The organism is Paenibacillus brasilensis (genome assembly GCF_009363115.1).
GTDB classification, from domain to species: Bacteria; Bacillota; Bacilli; order Paenibacillales; family Paenibacillaceae; genus Paenibacillus; species Paenibacillus brasilensis.
The window spans coordinates 1,093,005-1,117,224 of sequence record NZ_CP045298.1 but is presented as its reverse complement, the minus strand read 5'-3'; the positions used below and the strand labels follow the sequence as shown (position 1 = coordinate 1,117,224).

Sequence of the window (24,220 nt, the reverse complement as noted above, 5' to 3'; positions counted from 1 at the left end):
AACCATTCGGATACTCAGCAACTATCAGGGAAAAATCACGCAAATGCTGGCAGGAATTCCATTAAGACGGCAGGTATATGGGAAACCGACACAGCCGTGGCTCCATATCCCTGTTCAAAAAAATGAAGCTATCACGAAAAAGCCAAGGAGGAATGAACATGAGTATAAGGTGGGAACGCTTCGCTCGGGGCAAAGCCCGCAAAAGACGCAAAGATGCCCGGCGTTCCAGCATTCGCAGATTAAAACGGAGAAGAAGACGTCTGCTTGCTCTAAGACGACGTAGAAGAGGACTTCATTCTACACGCAGAAGACACTCTCTTCTACGGCGGCGCAAAAAATCTCATCATCCAGCAGCAGCCCCTGCTGCGGAAAATCCACAGTCCGAGCCTGCCCGTCTGGAGCATGATCCGCAGGCATTTCAGCAGGGGTATGATGCAGCTTACAACGAAGGCTTCAATTCCGGCTTTGCCAAAGGCTATGAAGATGGTCATCAGATCGCATACAAGGCTCAGTAAATAGTCAGATCATTGAATATTGCTCCCCCGAGGCTAACAGCTTCGGGGTTATTTGCGATTTGGCAGTTGGACGGGCAAACGCCAATTTTGTCCGGGCAGTGGCAGTCGTCCATGATGCGTTTGACCCCTCCGCATATAGTTTAGGAGTGACAGAAGTTTATCTTACAACAGGACAGGGTGAAGGATGTGAAAGATCAACGAAGCGGAAATGAACGCGAAGCATACCGATGCGGCTACCGGGAAGGACGCAGAATGGGCGGTTGCACGGCTGCTCTGTCACAGGTCGTGGGAATACAGCCTGCTGTTCGCCCTTTGAAAGTGTTGTACATTCCGCAAGGCTTCACAGCTATAGACACTGGTGTGCAAGACGCACTAAGCCAAATGTGCAGCGCATTTGTCATCGGTACGCCTGCCACGATGCTGGCTGACGCCGAGGTCCATCGCCCCGACCTCGTGCTGGTCCTGAACGGGCTGCATATTTTTCCGGCGGATCATCTGGAGCAGGTGCAGCAAATACGAGCCTTGGGCATTCGTACGGCCATCTGGTTTGTAGACGATCCCTACTTTACGGAGGATACAGCGTTGATCTGTCAATCCTACGATGTCGTATTTACGCATGAAATGTCCTGCTTGCAGCTTTATCGCGATCAGGGAGTAGCGAGGGTACACTATTTGCCGCTTGCAGCATCAGCTCGTATCTTTTATCCAAGGCGGGTGGAACGGGAGCATCAGCATGATGTTTGCTTCATCGGGAATGCCTTCTGGAACCGGGTGAAGCTGTTTGACTACCTCGCTCCCTTTCTTGCAGACAAAAGAGTGCTGATCGTAGGTGGGCACTGGGATCGACTGACTCGCCGAGATGTGCTGGAACGTTTTATCCGTCCGGTTTATATGGAGCCGTGGGAGACCGCTCAATACTATAACGGCTCCAAAATTGTCCTCAATATGCACCGCCCGACAGACCACGGACTGGATAACCGGAATACACATCAGCTGTCAGCGGAGTCCATCAATCCCCGGACATACGAAATTGCGGCTTGCGGTACGCTTCAAATAACGGACATTCGGAAAGACCTGAGCCGTTATTACCAACCAGGCTATGATATCGAAACCTACTCTGGAGTAGAGGAACTGAAGATCAAGCTGGACTACTATCTCAAGCATGACTGGGAGCGGGAACGTATGGCCTGGCGCGCGCTGCGCACCACCATGCAAAAGCATATGTACTCAAATCGCATGGAAGAATTGCTGGACAAGGCGATGGCCTAGAGTAAATACCAAATACAGTGAGGAGTGAAAGTGATGACAATATCTACGACAGGACCGTATGACCCGGCTGTTCATCAGACGGCGGCAGCCTCTTGGGAAAAGGGAAGAGCTGCGGGGCTCCATGACGGCTATGACGAAGGATATCTGCGAGGACGTGCCAACGCGATTGTTTCCCGGACGAAGGCCGTTTTTCCTTTTCGGCAAATCCATGTACTGTATGTCGTCTCGGGTAAAGGCCTTCCGTATTCTCCGCTGGATGAGGCGGTCATTAACACGCTGCAAAGCATGACGGCTCAGGTTACCGTCACGGACCCGCGCCAGCCGGTAGGAGATATTGCCGCTCAGCTCCGTCCGGATCTGATGCTGTCACTGGATGGAATGGATCTTCCAGTGGAGCAGGTTACTGCGGTACGCCAGTTGGGCATTCCAACCACCATCTGGCTCACAGACGATCCTTATTACACCGATACCACGACTAAAATTGTTCCGCACTATGATCATGTATTCACGCTGGAAATGAATTGTATAGAGTTGTACCGTCAGTTGGGCTGCTCTTCAGTACACTATTTGCCTTTCGGGGCATTTCTGACTCACTATTTCCCTCTCAGCTCGCCTGCTTCGATAAGACGTGAAATCGGCTTTACCGGCTCGGCTTATTGGAATCGCGTCTATTTCTTTAATCCGATTATGCCCCAACTGATGGCACGTAACATTAAAATCAATGGAATCTGGTGGGATCGCCTTCCTGATTATCAGTCTTATGGCGACAAAATTGAACTGGGCCGCTGGATGTCCCCGGCCGAAACAAATGATTCTTATAACGGCAGCAAGATCGTGATTAATCTTCATCGTTCCCATCAGGATGATTCGGTGAACAACAACACGCTGAAAATTCCGGGGGCGTCTCCGAATCCGCGCACGTTCGAAATTTCTGCCAGCTGTACCCTGCAGCTGACAGATACAAGAGATGATCTGGTCCGTTTTTACAAGCCGGGAGAGGAGATTGAGACGTACAGCTCTCAGCAGGAATTACTGGAGAAGATTGAGTTTTATTTGACACATGAAAAGGAACGTCGTGAAATTGCCCTGCGCGCGCTGGAACGAACCTTGCGGGAGCACACGTATGGTCACCGGATAGACCAGTTGCTGTCGATTGTATTTCCATAATACCAATCGCACATCTGCTGGTTGCTATTTTAAAGGAGGTGAACTCCGATCAAGCCGAAAATGATGCTATTCAGCCATGTCAGCAACGTCCGTAGTATTACGGGAGCCGAGAAGCTGCTATTGCAATTCTGTTTGGACATTCGTACGTACTTTGACTGTATTCTGGTAACACCCGGTGAAGGGCGTCTGACTACGATTGCACGCAAGCGCGGGATCACTGTTCAGATCCAGAGCCTGTTCATGCTGCACGGCATGTATACCCCGTATGAGGGCTTAGCGCAGGATGCGGAGAATTTGCGAAGCCATGTTGTGTATGCACCGTTGCTCCAAATGCTCCAGCAAGCCCGTCCTGATGTGGTGCTGGTCAATACCTGTGTGAACGTTATGCCCGCGATAGCTGCCCAGGAGCTTAATATTCCGGTGATCTGGAAAATAACCGAGGTCATTAACCAGAATGAGCATACGCCAGTCTCAGTCTCCATCATAGAGCGTTACAGTCAATGGGTCATCGGCATCTCACAGGCCGTTATGCGTCCTTTGCACGGCGGGGGGCTGACACGTCTGCATACCGTGTTACCACCTTGTCGGGATATGGATATGCCGCCACCCAAGGAGCATGTGCTGGAACGGAAAAGAAAACGTGAAAAGCTGGGGCTGCGGGATTTTCATATTTGTATTGGTTATATTTCTTCCTTTATCTACGAAGCCAAGGGGCTGCTGCCTTTTGTCCAGATGGCCTTAAAGCTGTGCGAAACCAATTCGCGCTGTCGTTTCTGGATTATCGGCAGCTCGGTAGACTCGGAATATTACGTAAAATGCGTCTCGTTAATCCGCCAATCTCGTTTTAGTCGCCGCTTTCAGTTCAACTCCTTTGAGGAGTCTGTGTCGACTGCCTATAGTGCGATGGATATTGTTGTGATCCCCAGTATGGTGGAGGAAGGTTTTGGTCTGACTGCACTGGAAGGGTTGGTTTACGGCAAGCCTGTTGTAGCCTTTGCGCAGGGCGGATTGGTCGAATTGATGGAGGCGACCGGAAACACAGATTTTTTGGTGGAGCCAGGCAACAGCGACATGCTGGCGCAAAAAGTGGGTTATCTGCTCAATCATCCCGAGGAAATCAAACGAATTGGTATACGTAATAACAGCGCGGCTACACGTGTTTACGGACCCGAGTCCTATCGAGGCAACTTGCATCTCATGGTAAGTCAATGGTTGTGTCATCATCCCCATTGGTTTCCACTGATTCAGCAGCCGGGTGGCCCTGTATGGACGAGGGAAGGTGAAGGACTGCGTCAGGTCATTGCTATACCTGAGGCGTTTACCAGCACAATTCGAGAATTTCCCGAATCTGTGGTTTGTCAGCTGCCTGTGCTGGGGTTGCCGCCGATCGAATACGCAGCCATCCAGGGCCTGCCGCAACCAGCTCCCCCAGTACCTGAGCTACAGCCAGAAACGCCCCGCAGCAAGCGTAGCATTCGTGCAAGATGGCCGAAGGGTCGCAGGCATATCAGACTACGCCACCGCAAGAGCCGTAAGCACAACAGTAGCAGCAACGGCAGAAGTCGTCGCAAGAGTACTCAGGGATCGACAATGTCGCCCAAGCTCAAGCGAAAACTAAAGTCACGGCGACAACACCTTCATAAGCGAAAGCGAATCACGCTTAAGGGTGGACGGCATACAAGACAACGGTCCGGGTGAACATACACCGGACCGTTGAACTGAACATCAAACTGAACATCAAACTGGAGCATAGCCAGCCTGCTGGATGAATCTCATATTGAACTCCACAGCTTAATGAAACAACGACAGCAAAGGTGGGTTCCAAAACTATGAAAATATTGACCGTGCTCGGCACAAGACCGGAAATTATACGGCTCAGCCTAATCATTCCAAAGCTGGATCGACATGCAGATGAACATGTGCTTGTGCATACGGGCCAAAATTACACCGAAAGCCTGAGCGGGCAATTCTTCCGCGAGCTGGGCCTGCGTGCCCCGGACTATGTGCTTCAGGAGAAGGCGGGAACGCTAGGCAAACAGCTGTCTGCCATGTATTCGCAGATGGAGGAGATTTTAAACAAGGAACGCCCGGATCATGTGCTGCTGCTAGGTGATACGAACAGTGCTTTATGTGCATTGCTTGCGGAACGTATGGGCTACCCGGTCGTGCATATGGAGGCGGGAAACCGCTGCTATGATCTGGATGTGCCGGAGGAGAAGAACCGCCGTGTCATTGACGCCATTTCTACGATTAATATGCCGTATACAGAGCAAAGCAAGCAGCATCTCATACGGGAGGGCTTTCCGAGTCAACGAATTATACTGACTGGGAATCCGATCTACGAAGTAATGCAGCACTATGAGAAAGAGGTGTCCGGCAGCGATATTTTGAATAAGCTCGGATTGTCGCCGGGGGAATATTTCCTGGTTACTGCCCACAGAGCTGAAAATGTTGACCATCCGCCGCATTTGCTGGGTATTTTGGATGGTCTTAACCGGGTAGCCCAGCGATTCGGGCAGCGGATCATTTGCAGCATTCATCCTCGCACCGCCGCCCGAATCGCAAGCCATCCGCCGACCCGGCTTGATCCGCTGGTGGAATTCCACGAACCGTTCGGATTTTTTGACTTTGTGCTGCTGGAGCGGCATACCCGCTGTGCTTTGACGGACAGCGGTACCGTACAGGAGGAATGCTGCGTCATGGGCGTGCCAACAGTCACGATGCGCCGGACGACAGAACGGCCGGAAACGGTAGATTGCGGCAGTAATATCGTATCCGGACTCGACGGCGAGGTTATAGCGAACGCGGTAGCCTTAATGACCGGGATGCAGCATAACTGGCAGTGTCCCGCAGGCTATCTGGCGGAAGATGTGTCGGATAAAGTAGTTAAATTTCTGCTTGGAGGGAAACGGCATGTTTGAAAATCAACGTATCTTGGTTACCGGCGGTACCGGCTCCTGGGGGCATGAGCTGGTTACCCAGCTACTGCCGCGTAACCCCAAAGAGGTCATTATCTATTCACGCGGAGAATCGAACCAGGTTGCCATGAGCAGACAGTTTGAGGATGAACGACTCAGCTTCTGTATTGGGGATATTCGGGATAAGGAGGCGCTGATTACCGCTTGTCAGGGTGTGGACTATGTGTTTCATTTGGCGGCCCTCAAGCACGTGCCTGTCTGCGAGGATCAGCCCTATGAAGCACTCAAGACCAATGTCGTAGGCACGCAAAACGTAATCGAGGCCGCTGTTGCCAATGAGGTAAAAAAAGTAATTTATATATCGACTGACAAGGCTGCGAATCCGTCCAATTTTTACGGCATGACCAAAGCGATTGGGGAAAAACTGATTGTCTACGCCAATCTGCTGAATAGTGATACACGGTTTGTGACGGTGCGTGGCGGTAATGTATTGGGTACAAACGGCAGCGTAGTGCATCTGTTTCAAAGTCAGATTCGCCAAAAGGGCAAGGTTTCGATTACAGATATGAAAATGACCCGCTTTTTCCTGACCCTGCGTGATGCAATCAGTCTCCTGTTCAAAGCCTCGGTGGAAAGCATCGGCGGAGAAATTTTTATCATGACTATGCCAACCTGCCGTATTTTGGATCTGGCTGAGGTACTCATTGAAGATTCGGGTGTGGAAAACGTAGAAATTGTGGAACAAGGTGTCCGTCCCGGCGAGAAAATTCATGAGATTTTGATGAGTGATTTTGAAAGCCTGACAACGGTTGTGTATGACGATCAATATTTAGTCATTCTCCCAACTTTAAATATTCCTCAATTAAAAGACCGCTATAGTCAGTGCCCTCCGGTGTCATTCAGCAGCTTTAGCTCGGAGTTCAATCTGATGTCCAAAAAGGAAATTCGAAGCATCCTCCAGAGCGGGGGGTTCATTAAATGAAGCTGCTTATTTTGGGCGGTAACGGCATGGCGGGCCATGTCCTGGTCGATTACTTTCAACATCAGGGTGGGTATAACGTCTTCTACACCACCCGTGATCCCGAAAGTAAAGGCGGTCTGCTGCTGGATGTAAGGGACAGCTTTATGGTGGAGCAACTGGTGCGGAGTGTGCGGCCAGATGTCATCATTAACGCGGTAGGCGTACTGAATCAGTATGCCGGGGAGGATCAGATTACAGCATACCAAATCAATGGTCTGCTGCCTCATCTTATTCAGCGGACGGCGGACGGCATCGGTGCCCGTCTCATTCATATCAGCACGGATTGCGTATTTGAGGGAAAGCGGGTTCCTGGTCTATACAAGGAGACGGATCAGCCTGACGGGACAAGCGCCTATGCTGTGACGAAAATACTCGGAGAAGTAAAGGCGGCAGGGCATCTGACCATTCGCACCTCCATTATCGGCCCGGAAATTCGGGCGGGAGGCATTGGTCTGCTGCACTGGTTCTTGCAGCAGAGCGGAGATGTTGACGGGTATCGCCGTGTTTTTTGGAACGGGGTCACGACACTGGAATTAGCTAAAGCGATACGGGTGCTTATGAATAAGCCACTGGATGGACTTATTCATCTGGTTCACCCTGAACCGATCAGCAAGCATGATTTGCTGTTGCTGTTTAAAGACATCTGGAAGAGGGAGGATATTCGGATCGTGCCGAAAGATGAGCCGGTACAGGATCGGACGCTTCGTTCTACCCGGGCCGATCTGCTCTACGATGTTCCTCACTACAGCATCATGCTGAAGGAGCTGCTGGAATGGACAGAAGCACAGCGGAACCACGTCGGCCTGTCATAGTCATTACCGGAGCGGCGGGCTATACCGGGATGCATGCCTGCCGCTATTTTGCAAAGCTTGGCTGGGAGGTGGCGGCGCTGACTCGTACTGCCGCTTCCGCATCAAAGCTGATCTCACTGGCTGGGGATGAGAACCTCAGTCCGGATGTCGGCACTCATGTCCGCATCGCGCCTTATGTGTGCGATTTGCTCGACAAGAAACGTCTTGGCGAAGTCATTCGCCAGATTGCTCCGGATTATGTGCTTCATCTGGGCGGTAAAAACTCGGTGCCTGAATCATGGCAAAGTCCACTGCTGTATATGGAATCCAATGTACTGTCCACATTGTATTTGCTGGATGCACTGCGCCCTTTTCCCAAAGCTCGAATTGTTGTGGCGGGCTCTCGGCTTAAGACGGCTTTGCACGCTCCGTATCATCCTACGCACCCATACAGTCTCAGCAAAAGCCTTCAAGAGGCAGTCGCGCTGTCGTGGGGTGCGCTATTCGATCAATCCGTTATGCTGGCGGAGCCTTGCAACTTGATCGGCCCGGGTCCCTCAACCGGATTTTGCGCATTACTGGCGGGGTATATCGTTCGGACGGAACGCATGAAAGGGCAGTCGGTAACTGAAGCTGCCCCTGCCCCGTTTCGGGTATCTTCCCGACATGCGCAGCGTGATTTTCTGGACGTTCGCGACGCCGTTCGTGCGTATGGTGTGCTGCTGGAGCAAGGTGTGCCGGGCCGTATTTATCCGGTCTGCACAGGCAGCATCGTAGAGCTGGGCCATATCGTGGAGCGTATGGTTGCACTGGCGAATACATCTGTCCCTGTACAATGGGGGGACACAGCAGAGTCAGCAGCGACGGAGGCATACCGTGCAAAGGAGCTGGAGGACATGGGCTGGAAGCCGAACATACAGCTAGAGCAATCACTAGAGGATATGATTCAATACCGCCGAGCTGGAAAGGAAGGAACGATATGAGACCGAAAGTAACGATCGTCATTCCCTTTTATAACTGTGCTTACGTGGATCAGGCTTTACAAAGCGCATTGGAGCAAACCTACGGACCACTTGAGATTATTGTCGTCGATGATGGGTCCACGACACATGTCGAAATGCTCCAGCCCTATCGTCCGTATATACATTATTTGGGCAAAGCCAACGGTGGAACAGCCAGCGCATTGAATCACGGTATCCGACATGCCAGCGGCGAATATATTGCGTGGCTCAGCTCGGATGATACCTACCATAGAGACAAAATTAATAACCAGGTTTCTTTTATGGTTGAACATGGTGCTCATATCTCTCATACCAATTTCAATTTCATCAATCAATACAGCCAAATCACAAGCTATCAGACAGCAGCCGTATTCCCGTCCCTGACAGAGTTTTACCGTTTTTTCCAGCAGGGTAATCCGGTTAATGGATGCACGGTCATGTTTAAAAAGGAGCTGTTCTCACATATCGGTCTATTCGATGAATTGCTGCCGTATACCCATGATCTGGATATGTGGTACCGAGTGATGCTGGCGGGATATCCATTTCTTTTTCTGAATGAGTCGCTGGTTAATTATCGCTGGCATGATGAAATGGGAACCAAAAAGCATTGGCCAGACGTTGAGCGGGAATATCGCATCACCCAAGCACGTTATCAAGATCGCTTTAATCAGCTATTGAACGGTCTATCTTAGAATGGCTTTCTCATTAGAGAACCATATGAACCCGGAAAGTAGATCAGGGGGGATTGATATGAGCGATACGGGGATTGTTATGCCGCTTTACAAACAGGATATCGGTTATCTACAAGCTGCGATTTCGTCCGTACTTTCTCAGAGCTACGGAGCGTTCCGGTTTATTATTGTTATTGACGGAGCGCCGGAAATGATAGGACCGGCGCTCCACGCAGCAGGGGGGGACCCGCGCGTTCAGTTGATTACACTTCCCGAGAACAAAGGAGTATCCAGTGCCCTCAATCGGGGCTTCGACGAGTTGTTCCAGGACCCTGCAATCACCTATGTGACGTGGGTATCGAGTGATAATGTTTATTATCCTTCATTCGTAGAACGATTGCGGCAGGAACTGATGCAGGGGCCGGACTCGCTCGGCCTTGTATTCTCCACCTTCCGGCAGGTGGACGCCGGAGGGAACCCGCTGCATGACGAGCAGCACCAACAAGCGCTGATCCGATATCAAAGCCAGCCGCATCATGAATTACTGAACGCCAGCATTGTCGGGGTTTCGTTTATGTACAAAAGCAAATATGCCCGCCAGATTAGCGGCTATCGGCTGCAACCCGTGGAGGATTATGACTACTGGCTGCGGCTGACCGAGACGTGCAGCATGAAATTCATCCCGGAAATCCTGATGGATTACCGGGTAAATTCAGCTTTTAGCGTATCGGCCAGCTTGCACAGCCAGGGGGAACACCGGCGCTATCGGCACGCATTTCAAATCGCCAAGTATGAGGCGAGAGCGCGTCGGGGCATCCCGCTTGAAATGACCATTTTAATGCCTGTCACAGATATGACTCAAGCCGAGCCATTACTGGATAACCTGCTGGAGCAGCACTACAGCAATTGCATGATTCGGTTACTGGATTTAACGCCGGAACAGGGAGCTGCCTCTTTCCTGTCCATGATGCAAGATCCTCGACTAATCGTAACGCCAAGACCGCACTATTCTGTCGTGGAAGCACTGATTCAGGCCATAGGGGAAACAGTGACCCGCTTTGTTGTATGCTTCGGTGTCAAACCGTATATTGCTGTGACCGATTTGCTGTATTTGACGGATTTGCTGCGTCCACTCCAGGCTACACATGCCTTTTCCTACTATACAGATGATCATTCAACCGTCGGCAGCGGCCGAGGAGTTCAGTCCATACCGCCGGAATGGAATTACGTGTATTATACCCATAGATTACATCAGGCACTGGAGCAGGGCTGAGCTTTTAACTAACAGGAGACAGTGCTGCGATTGTAGTCAGCTCCGACTGAAGAACACGGTGCTCCTGCACAATATTACCGAATTGGTCCAGCCCAAAGTTGGACAGAACGACATTGGCTGGAGCAGCGGAGACTACGTTGTATTGCACCTCATAGGCAAGTACCCCTTGAATGAAAAAGGTACGGCGGGCAATGGAATTTGCAGGTAAGTTAATCGAGCTCACATACAACGGTGTTTTGGTATCCGGTACAAGTGAGAAAAAAATTTGGATCGCCACGGTCGCCGCGTTCACGGTATCCTCATTGACCAAATTCACAACAACATTGGAGCAGGCTGTGCCAAAATCTCTCGTGTTTGTCATATAGCCGGTTGTAAAAGCCAATTGAATTATCCTCTCAAAAACAAAATATTGAAGAACCCTGGAGGGATGCTTCTATACTATGAATCTATTGAAGGGAAAGCTTGTACGCTTGTCGGTAGGGTATGCTGAAAAAGGTACATTTAATAGAAGCGACGGAACGTAATGCACTAGACGGGGAGGTGAGGCAGTTGTGAAAATCTTGCTGGCTACGTACTGGCCCATTCCTCATTTGGGTGGTGTATGGCCTTTATGCTGCAAATTAAACGGAGGCTGGAGTTGCTGGGAACCTATAGGGGGATTATGATGCTGTATTCAGCCTGGGAGGACATTGCTTGCCTTCCATTCAGCTGGATAAAAACGGACTGCGTCCGTATGCCGGGCCGCTGGATTGGATGATCTCCGGTAATCAGCATCTGACCTCCTATCCTGCATTCAAAACGATGCTTGATCGCCGTATCACACGGCTACTGGAGAAATTCGCGCTTGCGTCCCGTCTGCTGCTGGTTCGTGTGGGGGGCAGCCGGGAGCAGGTGATAGAGCTGGATTGGGGGCCGGAGCGGGTGGTTTCAATGGCGCTGCCGCCTGAGGATATATGGAACGGTCAGGATGAGCTGTGGTGTTATATGCTGGAAAACATCAGGCTGCAGGTCTGAGGTTCCGGATTATACAGGCTTAGATTGTCTTTACTGTCTGTACGTGTGCCTGCGCCAAGCTATAGAGCGTCGCATAACATAATGCGAAAGGAAGACTTTGGCTTCGGTTTAAAAGGAGGGTGCGCTAGTGAAGGCTTTGGTCACCGGGGGGGCTGGATTTATCGGTTCCCATCTGGTGCGTGCGCTTGCTGATTCGGGCATCCGAGTGCATGTGCTGGATAATTTGTCGACCGGGAATGTCGCAAATGTGGACCCGCGCGCGGTCATGCATATAGCAGATATTCGCAGCTCTGAAACCCGGACGCTGCTGATTCGGGAAAGCCCGGATATTGTGTTTCACTTGGCGGCACAGGCTGATGTGCAGCATTCCATTCATCAACCGGATGAGGATGCGGAAGTGAATGTGTTGGGGACGATCTATCTGTTGCAGGCTTGCCATGAAGCCGGTGTAGCCAAACTTATATTTGCCTCTACATCCGGCGTGTACGGAGAGCTGGAAAAGCAATGTATCCATGAAGACGATCCCACAGAGCCGATCTCGGGCTACGGGCTGTCCAAGCTGACCGCAGAGTCGTATATTCGGCTTTTTTATCGACTGTATGGCATGAACTACACGATTTTACGTTACGGAAACGTGTATGGTCCCGGTCAGGCGGCGAAGGGAGAGGGCGGCGTAGTCGCTCTTTTTATGGAACGGCTGAAAAAAGGCAGTCCCTTGCTCATTCACGGCGACGGAACACAGACCCGCGACTTTGTGTACGTCAAGGATGTAGTCAGAGCGAATGTGGCGGCTATACGCGCTGCGGATCAACGCACGGTACATGTAAGTACGGGACGAACGACATCCATCAATCGACTGGCCTATGATTTACTAAAGCTGCATGGTTCGTCCGTCCGCCCCGTATATTCACCAGCGCGGGCGGGAGACATTCACCATAGCTGCCTTAGTAACGCGGTCGCTAGACATTGGCTTCGTTGGGAACCGCTTTACGGCATCTCTGCTGGTTTAAAGGAAACGTATACGAGCAGCATGGATTCAGGAAAAAAAGGAACGTAGTGATAGAGCGCCCGAATCAGGGAGGGGCAGAGTGACGAGACTCAGCCCCTCCTTAATTGTGGATAGGTTGACATATCAGCAGATTGGGAGCTATCATAGATACAATAAGTCTTTAATTGAGGTGTAGTTATGAAATTTACAAAGGCAACGAATTATGCTCTGCACACCATGCTCATGCTTGTTGCCGATTCGTCGGTTAAGCCGGTAGGTGTTCAGCAGTTGGCCGAATCCCAGAATGTGTCACCAACCTATCTTTCAAAAATTTTGACCAGACTTGTGAAAGTTGGTATGATCGAATCGGTTTCCGGAGCCAATGGAGGCTATCGTATATCCCGCAATAAGGATGATATTACCTTTTTGGATATAATCCATGCTATTGAGGGTACAAATTCCTTGTTTGATTGTGATTTTGTCCACAGTTCCGAATGCTTGATTCAAGCTGTCATGAGGGAAGCGGAGGAAAAAATGGAACGTCATCTTAAAAATACAAAATTGGTGGATCTGGCCCACAAGCATACGCAGGGTTAAGGCCGAGGGGGAATTATAATAAGCTTTTTTTAATCTAATAACAGATATAATGAATCTTTAATATCTTTTAAAGAGAGTTGGATGCTATGCTGTACGATTGCGTCATTATTGGTGGAGGACCTGCCGGGCTGAATGCAGCCCTTGTGCTTGGCAGAGCAAGGAGAAACGTAGCTTTGATGGACAACAATCGGCCCAGAAATGCCGTTACGCATGCATCACACGGCTTTATTACGCGAGATGGTGTAACGCCGGCCGAGTTTCGTCGTGTGGCTTATGAGGAAGTACAGCGCTACCCGTCTGTGGATCATTTGCCAACCGAGGTGGTTTCAATTGCCAAAATCGAATCCGGTCGATTTGAGGTGCTTGATTCGTCAGGCATTCGCGTCCAAGCGCGAAAACTGGTCCTGGCGACAGGGCTAAAGGAGATATTCCCCGAGATCGAAGGCTTTTATCCGTTATACGGGAAAAGTTTGTTTAATTGCCCTTATTGCGACGGCTGGGAGCTGCGGGATCAACCGCTTGTCCTCGTCTCTGAATTGCCAGCTGTCTATCATACGGCCAAGCTGCTCCTCAATTGGAGTCAGGATTTGGTGGTATGCACGAATGGACAGGCATCCCTGTCGGATGAGCAAAAAGAACGGCTTCAGTCCAAGGGAATCGTGGTGATGGAGCAGCCTGTTGCGGCTTTCATTGGCCAGCATGGCCAGCTTGAGCATGTTCGTTTTACGGACGGTACCAAGCTCCCGAGGGTCGGCGGCTTCGTGACACCTCAGTTGGTACAAAGTGCATCGTTTGGAGAACAATTGGGCTGTGAAAGGATGGAGTCGGGCGGGATCAAGACCGATGGGGCGGGAAGAACCTCCATACCTGGTGTATACGCCGCGGGCGATTCTTCGTACTTTATGCCTTCTCAATTGATTTTTGCCGCAGCCGACGGCAGTCGAACCGCCACGAGCGTAAATATGGATCTGACGGATGAAGATTTCGGATAAGTTAGGGTCCTTTTTATTCTAGAATCAAAGATATAGCCAGCAATATTAAACCCAGGATCATAAGTATGAAGGACCATTTCCATCTGCGCTTCCGATCTTTCCCCTCAGGATCGCATGCCTGCTCCGTATAGTAGTTGGCACGCATGCGATCACCACTAACTCCTGTTCCACTTAATATAATAGCGAGTATCATGCAGGCAGCGCCTGCCCGCCATACATAATCATGAATCATAGCGAACCCTCCTTTATTAAGGCTAAGCAAGATTTCCGCTCAATGACCACGGTATTTACCAGCACCTGCGTATGATGCTCCTGATTTTGATTGAGCTTCTCCATCAGCAAGTTTACAGCTGTCTGAGCCAAAACATCCTTTTTTACATGAATGGTAGTTAGTTCAGGGCTGATGACCTTGGCCTCATGAATATTATCGAACCCCATAACGGAAATTTGCTCAGGTACTCGGATATTCATTTCCTGAAACGTTTTAATGGCACTAATCGCCATGTAATCATTTTCGCAAAATAGGGCCGAAGGAAGCTCCGTTAATTCTTGGATAGCTGTTTTAAAAGAATCCTGTGACATCACAAGCATGGGATGCATATTAAAGGTAAGCCTATCATCTATGGAAAGATCATGTTCCTCTAAAGCCGCCATAAATCCTTCCTTTCGTTTCTTAAAGTTAAGGATTCTGGTACTGGATTGCACATATCCTATTTGTCTGTGTCCAGACTGAACTAAATATTGGCCTGCCTTATACCCCCCAAGGTAGTTATTAATGGATACAAAACTGGCGTCGATGTGTTCAAAGCAAGTATCCAAAATAACGATATTGGCATGAATGGATTGTATAGAATGAATAATCTCGGAAGTTAAATTAGTGCCCAGCAGAAGCACTCCTGAGGAGGGCTGCTCTTTTTCCAGGGCATACAATTCCTCTACAAGGCTATGGCTATCAAAAGACGAAAAAATAAGAGTGTTTCCATGGTTTCTCACCTGATTGGTAATATGATGAATTAACTCATTGAAAAATGGAAGTGATTCGTATTGCTCGGTCACGATGCCTGTATTTTTGCATGCAACAAAACGAATGACATGGTGACTTTTAGTAAATTCCTTATTTGACTTCATGGTCCGTGGTCTATATCCATGCTCGTGGGCAATTTTTAAAATATGCTCCTTGGTTTCTTCGCTAACACCGGGTTTGTTATTAAACGCAAGAGAGACGGCTGATTTTGAAACACCGGCAAGCCTTGCAATATCATCAATTTTCAACGTGGAACCTCCCATTGGACTAAACTATATAAATTATATCATGATTATACGATAAAGTTTAGTTTATAAATTAAACTAAATAACGATATGAAAAATGAGTTGACCTTTTAGAATCTATAGTGTTAATATTCAATTGTGAACGCTTTAATTTAGTTTATTTTATACAATATCATATAAATTTGCAATGTAATTTAGTTTTGTTTATGTAAGAAAGGGTGATTTATTTGAGATTAAACATTGCTGAAAATCAAAGAAGTTTTGCAAAAGAGGGCAAGCCTTTCTTTTACTTGGCAGATACCGTCTGGAGCGCTTTTACCAATGCGACAATTGAAGAGTGGAGCGATTACCTGGATTATCGAAAGGTGCAGGGATTCAACGTTTTGCAAATCAACATGCTCCGGCAATGGGATGCAAGTGAAGCGGATTTAAATCTGCAGCCGTTTGCATTACTGGAAAATGAAAATTTTGACTACCGTACATTAAACGAAGCTTATTTCGACCGGGCAGGGGTCATGATAAAGATGGCTGTAGAGCGCGGATTTATTCCAGCGTTGGTTCTGCTGTGGTGCAACTATGTACCGGATACATGGGCTGAAATGTTCCAAAAGGACAATAAAATGCCGTTGGATTGCGTTGAACATTAAAGATCAGATAGGTCGCAAATATTAAGTAATAAAAAGGAAACTCATCAAGCTGACGATCACCCGTGTGTAATAATAGGGTTGTCGTCAGCTTTTTTGAAAACTGAAACAGACTTTTGTGGACATGCGCTAAAATAGTAGGTTACCATACACCCAACATGTTCATCATCTGACGGAAGGAGCGCACATATTTATCCGGTGCCAACAGGCTAACAATCCGTGTTTGCCCCTTCTGGCGAATAGATTCGCGATGAGGTACATTGTTCATCAAGTCTAACCCTTGCAATACCGCCTGCAAGATGTCTCCTTGTTCATAAAACTTACCGGTTTCGTTGTGATCAATGAATGCTCGTACTCCATCTGAATCAGAGCTTAAAACCGGGCAACGGCAGGCCATTGCCTCAGCTACCGCATAGCCGAAGCCCTCCACAAGCGAAGTTGACAGCAGGTAGCCGCCGGAGTCGCCAATCATGGAGTAATACAGAGGCATTTTGGCATGAGGTATGCTTTTAAAGCGCTCAATAATCGAGGACATGCCGAGTTGAGTGAGCATCTGCTCAAATTGTATTTGATCCTCTGGCTGAGACAAGGTATCATCATAAAACATCCAAATGCGAAGATCAGCACGGTTTTGCAGCATCCAGTAGGAGATATCGACAAAATGCCTCCAGTTCTTGTTTGGCTCCAGCCGCCCAACCCATGCAATGACCGGATGGATCGGAGGAGTGTTGGGTACATAATTAAATACACTGGTATCCAGTACGTTTGGAAAAGCGAAACGTTTAAGCCACGGACACATGCCGGAGAATAGATTCACTAAATGAGTTGTATCTGGCAGGAGCACGGCATCGGCATATTGTTGAAGATACGGAACCGCATCTGCGACTACCAATGCCGCTTCTTTGTGTGTGCCAAAGCCTTGCGATTCATAGATTAATATCCCCTGATAGCCTAACATGCGCAGTCTGGGGAGCATAGGATAATCGGAGGAGACGATAATTGCATCGTAGCGATGAGTCTCCACCAGCTTTCGAATTTCCTCTTCGGAAGAAGTCATGAACACCGGAATATCGCCTTGCAGGTTTTGCATCCCAGTTCCCTGCTGATAATAGAGAAGGTGACACTCAATCCCGTCCTGAATGAGCACTTTACAGCGTTGGCGGTTCAGGGTTTCCACGCCGCCGCTGGGTATATAAAAAGTGAATAGAACTTTGATCTCCATAACCTCCTTTGCCAATCGCAAGCCCCTATACCAAGTTATTCAACCTACAGGACGGGGTGTGGGTATATATGGAAGCCTAGATTGAATCAGCGCATAATTATGACGGAGACGAGCATCCTCCGGGGAGAGTTCCATTGCTTCTCTTGCAAATTCACAGGCTTTGTACAGAAGGCCCAACTCTTAGCAAGCAAGGGCTCCGAGATCATACAGTGTAGTGTCCCAGCAAAAAGCGCATGGGGGAATCGCACTATAAAAGGTTGGTCTTTTTGACAGTGATGGTAGATGCGAATCTATATTATGACGAACCGTACAAGTTTACGAGGATGAAAGTCTATTTTCCTGTTCACATTTTAGACACATTATTTTAAGCTTCTATTTAAGTGACGTTAAGCTAAGGCTATATGTGTGGGATTATTATTAGAATTTAAAAGTGTAGCATGAGGTAGGGGGAGACCGCTGCGCGAAGGCTTTGGGCTTCCGATCGCTGTTGCTGTAGGATTCTTCTTGGATTAGATGAGATATAAAAAGGTAAGAATCCTCCAGCAAAGGCGACCGCTGGCGCTTCTCCAGCTCCAAACCCTCCGCTGCGCTGCTACCCGCTACTCATGCACATTTTGGTAGGAGAGCAGTAAGGGGAGACCGCTGCGCGAAGGCTTTGGGTCTCCGATCGCTGTTGCAGTGGGATTCTTTTGCCACGTATGTAGGGTGGTATGATTTTGTAAAGCGATATAAGAAAGGGTGAAACGTGTGCTCAAGGTGCAACAGGTGAGCAAGTGGTATGAGGGCAACCGGGGCGTACATAAGCTGGATTTTGAAATGCAGCGTGGTGAAATTGTCGGTTTTTTGGGGCCAAATGGTGCAGGTAAAACGACGACAATGCGCATGATTACAGGGTATCTCCAGCCGAGCGAGGGAGTCATTACGATTGACGGCATCCCGATTCAGGATAAGGGCAGACAGGCTCGTTCCAAAATCGGTTATTTGCCGGAGACTCCACCTTTGTATGGAGATATGTCCGTCCAATCCTATTTAAAATTTGTAGCTAGTATTCGGGACGTACCTGCGCGAGAGCAGAAGCTGCGTATTTCTGAAATGATTTCCAGGCTGGGACTGAACGGGCGTGAAAAACAACTGGTACGCAGTTTGTCTAAAGGGTATAAGCAACGTTTGGGACTGGCGGGGGCTATTATCCATAACCCGGATTTGCTGGTGCTGGATGAACCGACCTCAGGCTTGGACCCTAATCAGATTTTGGAGATTCGTCAGCTTATACAAGAAATTGGTGAAAATCATACGGTACTACTCAGCACGCATATTTTGCCAGAGGTGGACGCTTTATGCAATCGGGTTCTTATCATCCATGAGGGGCAATTGGTGTTGGATGGGCGACCAGATGCACTCGGTGGTTCGATGGAGGATGGATTTAAGGTAAAGGTGGAGGTTAAAGGAAATCGTGAGCAGGTGCTGGATGTCCTGCAGGCTTGGGGAAAAGTGGAGGTCGAGCCTTTAGCATCTGCCTTGTCTCATGCGGATATGAAGCGGGCTGCAAGGGAGCAGGATTTGACTGGAGTGTTACTAACAGGAGCTTCCAATGAGGATTTTCGTGAAGAGCTGTTTTATGTGTTGTCTGCTGCGAGGCTTCCGATTCTGGAGATGAAAAAAGAGAGCCTTAGTCTGGAAAATATCTTCCAGCAGTTGACAACCCGCGAGACGGGGGCAGGTCAGATGGGCGATCAAGCGGCTGATGCTGTATCCTCCACGGAGAATACAGCAACAGGCGTTAAGGTAGATCATGAAGAGTCCGCTTCCAGCGGTGACAAGGCTGTAGAGGCCAAGGATACAGGAGGTAATCAGTCATGAGGCGTTTGTTCGCGGTCTGTCAAAAAGAGCTACAGGCCTATTTGTGGACACCCACAACGTATTTTGCGCTGGCAGTGTACATGCTGCTGACGGGGTTACTCTTTTATACGAATTTTGTCCTGTATCAGCCAAGTATTCTGGACTATCGGTTAGTGCTTGGTGATACGCTGTCCATGCTGGTATTTGTCGTTCCACTACTCACAATGCGGCTGGTCGCGGAGGAATTCAGGCAGGGCACAGATGAACTGCTGCTAACCTCACCTGTAAGTGTAACAGAAATGATTATAGGTAAATTTTTGGCGTCACTGGGCATGCTGTTCATTTTAGTGCTGTGCAGTCTGGCGTATCCGGTGGTGATGTCCTTTTATGGATCGCTGGATTGGACGCTGGTGCTTACATCCGTGATCGGACTGTTTTTGCTTGGCGCATCCATGATGGCGATCGGTTTGTTCGCTTCGACGCTGTCACAGCATCAGATGATGTCGGCGGTTGTTAGCTTTATTATTTTACTCGTATTTTGGATGCTGGATTCGTTTGGTGGACAAACGGGCGCATCTGCGACGGTACAGCAATGGCTGGAGCCTTTTTCATTAACCGCACGGTTTGACAGTTTCACCAAAGGATTGCTGAACGGAGCCGATGTGATGTATTACGTGACAGTGGCGGCACTCTTTTTGCTGTTCAGCATCCAAGTAGTCGAACGGAAACGGTGGAGGTGATCAGGATGAAAAAATGGCTGGGTCATACAAACAGTGTAGTATTATCGGTTGCGGCTATCGGTATTTTTATTTTGCTGACGTTGTTTCTGCGTTCGCTGGGAGGTTTTCAACTGGATTTGACGTCAGGCAAGCAGTATACGCTGTCTGACCAGACGTTAACGGCTATTCAGGGAGTGAAGGAAGACGTACGGTTAATTGCTTTTACCGTATCCACTTCACAAAATCAGAAGCTGAACCGGGATGTTACGGATATGCTGAGCGAATACGCCAAGCGTAACAGCAAGCTCAAGGTCGAGCAGTACGATCTGAATCAGGAACCGGTGCTTGCCAAGCAATATGGTGTTACCGCAGCATCTATTGTGTTGGTGCAGGGTGAAAAGAAACGGGTTATAGATATTGGGAGTCTGTTTACGCAAGCGCAGGGGAGTGGTGAAGGAGCATACCAGTTTACTGGTGAAGAAAAGCTGACCAGCGGACTGCTGGGGCTATCATCGACCCGTCAGGGGAAAGTGGTTTTTCTGACCGGTCATGAGGAAATCCCTTTGTCTCAAATGACCCAATTAAGCAGCTCACTGGCGCAGGATAATGTGAAAACAGAAGAAGTACAGCTCAATCGGGCTGGAAGTGTGCCTAAAGATGCATCCGTGTTGGCTATTATCGGGCCACAGCGGGATATCAGCACAACGGAGCTGAAGAGTATTCGTACGTACCTGAACGGCGGTGGAAAGCTTTTGATGGCGTTGGGCTTCCATCCGAGCATGCAATCCGACTGGAAAAACCTAGACGGCCTGGCGGCTGATTATGGAGTGAAGGATACGCATGCGATTGTGGTGGATCAGGAGCAGACGAATACGCTGGGACCTCTATGGACAGTTCCTACCTTTGGCAGTCATGCGATTACCGATAAGCTGGCAGCTTCCAATCTGTATCCAGTTCTTTCGCTGTCTATTGCTTTACAGGCGGAGGAGCAAAAAAATTGGAAGACGACGCCTCTGCTAAAATCTTCTGCCGCCAGCTATGGTGAAACGAATATCCAGGGGCTGCTGAACAACGAAGCACAGAAGGATGGGAAGGATCTGCAGGGGCCACTTGATCTGGGTTATGCAGTAGATGGAAAAGACGGCAAGCCCAAAGCGGTGATTCTCGGAACGTCTGCGCTTCTAAGCGACACCGAGATCAGCACGGGAGGAAATCGGGATTTTGTGCTGAACAGTCTGAACTATGTACAGGAACACTCTGATGGACTCACCATTCGGCCTCGTCAGGAGCAGGATTACAAGGTAGCCTATTTGACTCCTGCACAAGCGAAAACAATATTGACCATATCCGTCATCGGAATGCCGTTGCTGTTCGCGGTAGTCGGAATCCTATTATGGTGGAGGCGAAGAAGAGCATGAAAAAATGGATACCCACAGTGCTGCTGTTAGTTGTATTGGGAGCGGGTATAATCTATGCCAAGAGCCAAAACTTTTTTCGTGAACAGGCACCAGCGGCTCGCCAGCTGGTTCAGCTCACCCGGGAAGATATTACGTCTTTCGCTATCACAGGAAAGGACGGTGCAACGGTGGAGCTTACACAACGTGATGGCAAATGGAGCATGACCAAGCCACAGTCTTACCCGTTAAACGGATATACAGTAGACAATTGGTTAGCTGCGATTCAAGATGTGAAGCTGGGTGAAACGGTAGAATCTTCCCCCAAGGATGTAGCCAAATACGGAATCAGCGCTACCCATGACCGGATTGAGATCAAGACCAAGAAGGGCGACGTACACACCTTTGCGTTTGGTGAAACGTTACCTTCGGGAGATGCTGCTTATGTTTTATCAGATCAAAAAGAGGTAGCTTCCGTACCTTTAGATACACTTTCGGGTTTACTGCTGGGTACTGCTGATTTTACAGATACAACACCGTTCGACTGGGATGATGCCAAGCTAAGCGGACTAGAGTGGGAAGGCCAAAAGGCCTCATGGATGCTCAAGTCTTCTGGCAGCAGCCAGGCCGGAGATAGTGCTTCCACTTCCTGGACGCTGAACGGAAAGTCAATAGCCGGTGATACGGCGACCTCCTTGTCGCAGCAAATCAAAAATCTGGCCAGCAATCTGCCCCTGCGCAAAGCCTCCGAGCTGAGCAAGCCTGTTCACCGCTTTACGCTGAGCGTATCGCTGAATCAGGATGATTCCCAGCTGGTTTATCAGGGCTGGACGCTTAACGATGATCCGAATACGGTATGGGTTGTACCTCCACAAAGCAACTGGGCCTATGGGCTGTCAGTATCTGACGTGAACCGTATCGAACAAAATGGGCACGACCAGGCTCAGACTAAAAAATAAACAAAAGATGATTTAATTTTATATGTATGCAAAGAGGCTCCAACGGCGAATAATTGTCGGTTGGAGCTTCTTTGTGCTCGTTATTCATCAGATTTACTGCTTTTGGAAGAAGGGCTGTTGTTATCGTTTAATTCTTTAATGACCTGAATCAGCTCATGAAGCGAGAGATCCAGCTTATCCAATTTTTCCTCCATCGTGTGCAGGATGTGCCGCAACAAAATAAAACAAAGCCCAGCTGGAAAGCCGACGTTGGTTACCAAAGAAAGAGCATCATCCATCTGCAATGTATTCCCTCCTTTTTATCCGTATATAAATGAAGGTAAATTAAAAGAACCATATACAACTGCTTGGAAAAATAGTATAATAAATAAGAACAAATGTTCTGTTTTGGTTGTTAAATAGGTTCCCAAATTACCCTATAATATGAGGATTTCGAAAGGCCAAATCCAAAGAGAAAGGGTGATTTACAATTAGCACATCTCAGCTAACATTGGTGGAACAATACCGAAAGAAGTTATACCGCATTGCATGGAGGATTCAATATCGTGCGCGGGTACAAACCAATCATGAATTTGTAATGGAAAAGAACGAAGCCGTCGGTACTCCATCTTTTATAGACTCTGTAAACTCTAAAATGTATACTTTACAGCTCATCAACTCTCTACCGTCTGAGATCGGCAAAACCATCATCTTTGACCTTTACATACTGGATAAAACCGAAGCACAGATTGCAGCAGAGTTAAAGCTATCCCAACAGGCGGTGAATAAATGGAAAAAGAAAATGCTCAAGGAATTATTTCGGATGCTGAGTTTATCCGATTGCTCAAATTAGCACGAAGTGGTGATCAGGAGGCCATGTGCAGAATACTTCATTTATTTGAGGAAGATATTCAGAAAACCAGCCGGTATATCCGCATGTCCCGTGAGGATGCCGTTCAAAGTATTGTGACTGATTTTATTGAAGAGCTACGGCAAGAATTACAAATAGAAAAGGTGGACAATGGATATCATAAGCTTGCAAAATCTGACGATTAGACTCATGATAAAAAGCCTGAAAACGCTCATAGGTGGCGTCCTCAGGCTTTTGATATTTTAAAATAAATTAATTCACATATTTATTGCCGTCAGCGTCAATATAAATGGATTGAACAGCCGTACGGCGGTAAGGATAGCCGGCCTCGGTGGCGCCGCTAATTTCATAGGTTACGGAATAAAGGCCGGGTTTGTCCGCTTTGGAAAGCTCGATTTGTCCGGTAGGATTAACGGTTTTTTGCTGTAATGTCAAACCCTTGGACGCTGAAGTGATTCCTTGCTGCGGGTCACCGTAGTACTGAACCTGGTAGGTGACTTCTGTAACGCTGTCCTTAGAATCCTGTGGTTTCAGATTTAGCTTCGGACCCACTGCGTTGAGTTTGTATTTTAGTTCAGGTACCTGAACGGCTTGGTAGCGAGCAATCAGAAGATACGCACCCTTATCAGGAGCCGTGACATTCAGTTTATAGGTGCCCGGGTTTGGATTTTGAATGGCAGCGCTATGATGCCAGGCACCAGCAAAAATTTCGTCATCATAACCTGCTTTCAGATTAACAATCTCACTGGTACCGTCAGGCTTGGTCAACTCAAGCTGACTTACACGCTTATCGCTGATCCAGTCCAGATCAATGGATTTGGACACCATTTTCAACAGTGAGGATTTCGGAGGCTTTTCCATTATAGTTTCCGCCACGGATAAAGTATGAATTGTCGATCTCGCTATAGGTGGATTGTAAAGCAGAAGCAGGCAGGGAAGATGCCACTGAAAGTGCCTCAGATTCCTGATTCAATGCTGGAGTGTTCGCTTGAAGGTAGGACTGGATCAGGGAAAAAACGTAGGAGCCTGTACGAAAAGTATTTTTCCCAACCTATTATACATTCCATTTTGTGGTAAATCATCAATTGTATTTCATATTTACATTAA

Annotated in this window: 25 protein-coding genes and 2 pseudogenes; 21 read left to right on the top strand and 6 right to left on the bottom strand. The window is 48.5% G+C overall.

All coding sequences use genetic code 11. The features are described 5' to 3' along the window. Window positions 1-158 precede the first annotated feature (158 nt). The 10 genes from GCU48_RS05170 (at window position 159) to GCU48_RS05125 (ending at window position 10,626) form a co-directional block, all read left to right on the top strand. Complete coding sequence (locus GCU48_RS05170; RefSeq protein ID WP_167518603.1) at window positions 159-515, top strand: hypothetical protein; 357 nt, start codon at window positions 159-161, stop codon at window positions 513-515. Between the two features lie 177 nt (window positions 516-692). Continuing rightward, window positions 693-1,784: a CgeB family protein gene (locus GCU48_RS05165; RefSeq protein WP_152379294.1), complete on the top strand. Its 1,092-nt coding sequence runs from the start codon at window positions 693-695 to the stop codon at window positions 1,782-1,784. Window positions 1,785-1,817: 33 nt separating this feature from the next. Next, complete coding sequence (locus GCU48_RS05160) at window positions 1,818-2,951, top strand: CgeB family protein (protein WP_152379293.1); 1,134 nt, start codon at window positions 1,818-1,820, stop codon at window positions 2,949-2,951. Between the two features lie 60 nt (window positions 2,952-3,011). Continuing rightward, on the top strand, window positions 3,012-4,649 hold the full coding sequence (locus GCU48_RS05155) for a glycosyltransferase family 4 protein (protein WP_152379292.1): 1,638 nt from the start codon (window positions 3,012-3,014) through the stop codon (window positions 4,647-4,649). 131 nt (window positions 4,650-4,780) lie between these two features. Next, window positions 4,781-5,872, top strand: a complete 1,092-nt coding sequence (gene wecB / locus GCU48_RS05150) for a non-hydrolyzing UDP-N-acetylglucosamine 2-epimerase (RefSeq protein ID WP_152379291.1) — start codon at window positions 4,781-4,783, stop codon at window positions 5,870-5,872. Next, window positions 5,865-6,851, top strand: coding sequence for a polysaccharide biosynthesis protein (locus GCU48_RS05145; RefSeq protein ID WP_152379290.1), 987 nt, complete (start codon window positions 5,865-5,867; stop codon window positions 6,849-6,851). The genes wecB and GCU48_RS05145 overlap by 8 nt, the downstream gene beginning before the upstream one ends. Beyond that, entirely contained in the window at window positions 6,848-7,702 is an 855-nt protein-coding gene (locus GCU48_RS05140) for a dTDP-4-dehydrorhamnose reductase family protein (RefSeq protein ID WP_152379289.1), read from the top strand. The genes GCU48_RS05145 and GCU48_RS05140 overlap by 4 nt, the downstream gene beginning before the upstream one ends. Further along, window positions 7,663-8,664, top strand: coding sequence for an NAD-dependent epimerase/dehydratase family protein (locus GCU48_RS05135; protein WP_152379288.1), 1,002 nt, complete (start codon window positions 7,663-7,665; stop codon window positions 8,662-8,664). The genes GCU48_RS05140 and GCU48_RS05135 overlap by 40 nt, the downstream gene beginning before the upstream one ends. Then, window positions 8,661-9,374: a glycosyltransferase gene (locus GCU48_RS05130; RefSeq protein ID WP_152379287.1), complete on the top strand. Its 714-nt coding sequence runs from the start codon at window positions 8,661-8,663 to the stop codon at window positions 9,372-9,374. Before GCU48_RS05135 ends, GCU48_RS05130 begins: the two co-directional genes overlap by 4 nt. Window positions 9,375-9,432: 58 nt before the next feature. Then, window positions 9,433-10,626, top strand: coding sequence for a glycosyltransferase family 2 protein (locus GCU48_RS05125; RefSeq protein ID WP_152379286.1), 1,194 nt, complete (start codon window positions 9,433-9,435; stop codon window positions 10,624-10,626). Between the two features lie 4 nt (window positions 10,627-10,630). On the opposite strand, the gene GCU48_RS05120 is transcribed toward GCU48_RS05125, so the two are convergent. After that, window positions 10,631-11,008 carry a hypothetical protein gene (locus tag GCU48_RS05120; RefSeq protein ID WP_025719246.1) on the bottom strand — a complete coding sequence of 126 codons (378 nt, stop codon included), beginning with the start codon at window positions 11,006-11,008 and terminating at the stop codon, window positions 10,631-10,633. 311 nt (window positions 11,009-11,319) lie between these two features. Here GCU48_RS05120 and GCU48_RS05115 point away from each other — a divergent pair, with 311 nt between their 5' ends. From GCU48_RS05115 to GCU48_RS05100, 4 genes are all read left to right on the top strand, one after another. Then, the gene (locus tag GCU48_RS05115) at window positions 11,320-11,640 is read left to right on the top strand and encodes a hypothetical protein (RefSeq protein ID WP_244316086.1); all 321 of its coding nucleotides are present in this window, start codon (window positions 11,320-11,322) and stop codon (window positions 11,638-11,640) included. A 127-nt stretch (window positions 11,641-11,767) separates the two neighbouring features. Continuing rightward, window positions 11,768-12,697, top strand: a complete 930-nt coding sequence (locus GCU48_RS05110) for an NAD-dependent epimerase/dehydratase family protein (RefSeq protein WP_152379284.1) — start codon at window positions 11,768-11,770, stop codon at window positions 12,695-12,697. Between the two features lie 129 nt (window positions 12,698-12,826). Further along, window positions 12,827-13,225 (top strand): Rrf2 family transcriptional regulator, encoded by a 399-nt coding sequence (locus GCU48_RS05105; protein WP_152379283.1) that lies wholly within the window; start codon window positions 12,827-12,829, stop codon window positions 13,223-13,225. An 86-nt stretch (window positions 13,226-13,311) separates the two neighbouring features. Next, the gene (locus GCU48_RS05100) at window positions 13,312-14,217 is read left to right on the top strand and encodes an NAD(P)/FAD-dependent oxidoreductase (RefSeq protein WP_152379282.1); all 906 of its coding nucleotides are present in this window, start codon (window positions 13,312-13,314) and stop codon (window positions 14,215-14,217) included. A 13-nt stretch (window positions 14,218-14,230) separates the two neighbouring features. Here GCU48_RS05100 and GCU48_RS05095 read toward each other — a convergent pair whose 3' ends face one another. Together GCU48_RS05095 and GCU48_RS05090 are read right to left on the bottom strand one after the other, a co-directional pair. Next, window positions 14,231-14,449 (bottom strand): DUF5316 family protein, encoded by a 219-nt coding sequence (locus GCU48_RS05095; RefSeq protein WP_025719254.1) that lies wholly within the window; start codon window positions 14,447-14,449, stop codon window positions 14,231-14,233. Next, window positions 14,446-15,489, bottom strand: a complete 1,044-nt coding sequence (locus GCU48_RS05090) for a LacI family DNA-binding transcriptional regulator (RefSeq protein WP_152379281.1) — start codon at window positions 15,487-15,489, stop codon at window positions 14,446-14,448. Before GCU48_RS05090 ends, GCU48_RS05095 begins: the two co-directional genes overlap by 4 nt. A gap of 215 nt (window positions 15,490-15,704) precedes the next feature. Here GCU48_RS05090 and GCU48_RS05085 point away from each other — a divergent pair. Continuing rightward, window positions 15,705-16,127, top strand: a pseudogene (locus GCU48_RS05085) (apiosidase-like domain-containing protein); the annotation flags it as partial. Between the two features lie 145 nt (window positions 16,128-16,272). Here GCU48_RS05085 and GCU48_RS05080 read toward each other — a convergent pair. Beyond that, on the bottom strand, window positions 16,273-17,367 hold the full coding sequence (locus GCU48_RS05080; protein WP_152379280.1) for a glycosyltransferase family 4 protein: 1,095 nt from the start codon (window positions 17,365-17,367) through the stop codon (window positions 16,273-16,275). Between the two features lie 732 nt (window positions 17,368-18,099). Here GCU48_RS05080 and GCU48_RS05070 point away from each other — a divergent pair. From GCU48_RS05070 to GCU48_RS05055, 4 genes are read left to right on the top strand one after another with little or no spacing between them, the layout of a single operon-like run. Then, window positions 18,100-19,212, top strand: a complete 1,113-nt coding sequence (locus GCU48_RS05070; protein ID WP_244316084.1) for an ABC transporter ATP-binding protein — start codon at window positions 18,100-18,102, stop codon at window positions 19,210-19,212. Next, window positions 19,209-19,931, top strand: coding sequence for an ABC transporter permease (locus GCU48_RS05065; protein WP_025719264.1), 723 nt, complete (start codon window positions 19,209-19,211; stop codon window positions 19,929-19,931). The genes GCU48_RS05070 and GCU48_RS05065 overlap by 4 nt, the downstream gene beginning before the upstream one ends. Before the next feature lie 5 nt (window positions 19,932-19,936). Then, window positions 19,937-21,328 (top strand): GldG family protein, encoded by a 1,392-nt coding sequence (locus tag GCU48_RS05060; protein ID WP_152379278.1) that lies wholly within the window; start codon window positions 19,937-19,939, stop codon window positions 21,326-21,328. Then, window positions 21,325-22,263, top strand: coding sequence for a DUF4340 domain-containing protein (locus GCU48_RS05055; protein ID WP_152379277.1), 939 nt, complete (start codon window positions 21,325-21,327; stop codon window positions 22,261-22,263). Before GCU48_RS05060 ends, GCU48_RS05055 begins: the two co-directional genes overlap by 4 nt. Before the next feature lie 80 nt (window positions 22,264-22,343). Here GCU48_RS05055 and GCU48_RS05050 read toward each other — a convergent pair whose 3' ends face one another. Next, window positions 22,344-22,547, bottom strand: coding sequence for a hypothetical protein (locus tag GCU48_RS05050; RefSeq protein ID WP_025719269.1), 204 nt, complete (start codon window positions 22,545-22,547; stop codon window positions 22,344-22,346). Window positions 22,548-22,732: 185 nt separating this feature from the next. Between GCU48_RS05050 and GCU48_RS28790 the strand changes: the two genes are divergently transcribed. Beyond that, the gene (locus GCU48_RS28790) at window positions 22,733-23,095 is read left to right on the top strand and encodes a hypothetical protein (protein WP_081752170.1); all 363 of its coding nucleotides are present in this window, start codon (window positions 22,733-22,735) and stop codon (window positions 23,093-23,095) included. Next, window positions 23,032-23,298 carry a helix-turn-helix domain-containing protein gene (locus GCU48_RS05040; protein ID WP_081752171.1) on the top strand — a complete coding sequence of 89 codons (267 nt, stop codon included), beginning with the start codon at window positions 23,032-23,034 and terminating at the stop codon, window positions 23,296-23,298. Before GCU48_RS28790 ends, GCU48_RS05040 begins: the two co-directional genes overlap by 64 nt. Window positions 23,299-23,365: 67 nt before the next feature. Here GCU48_RS05040 and GCU48_RS05035 read toward each other — a convergent pair. After that, window positions 23,366-24,146: pseudogene (locus GCU48_RS05035) on the bottom strand (alpha/beta hydrolase); the annotation flags it as partial. Window positions 24,147-24,220 lie beyond the last annotated feature (74 nt).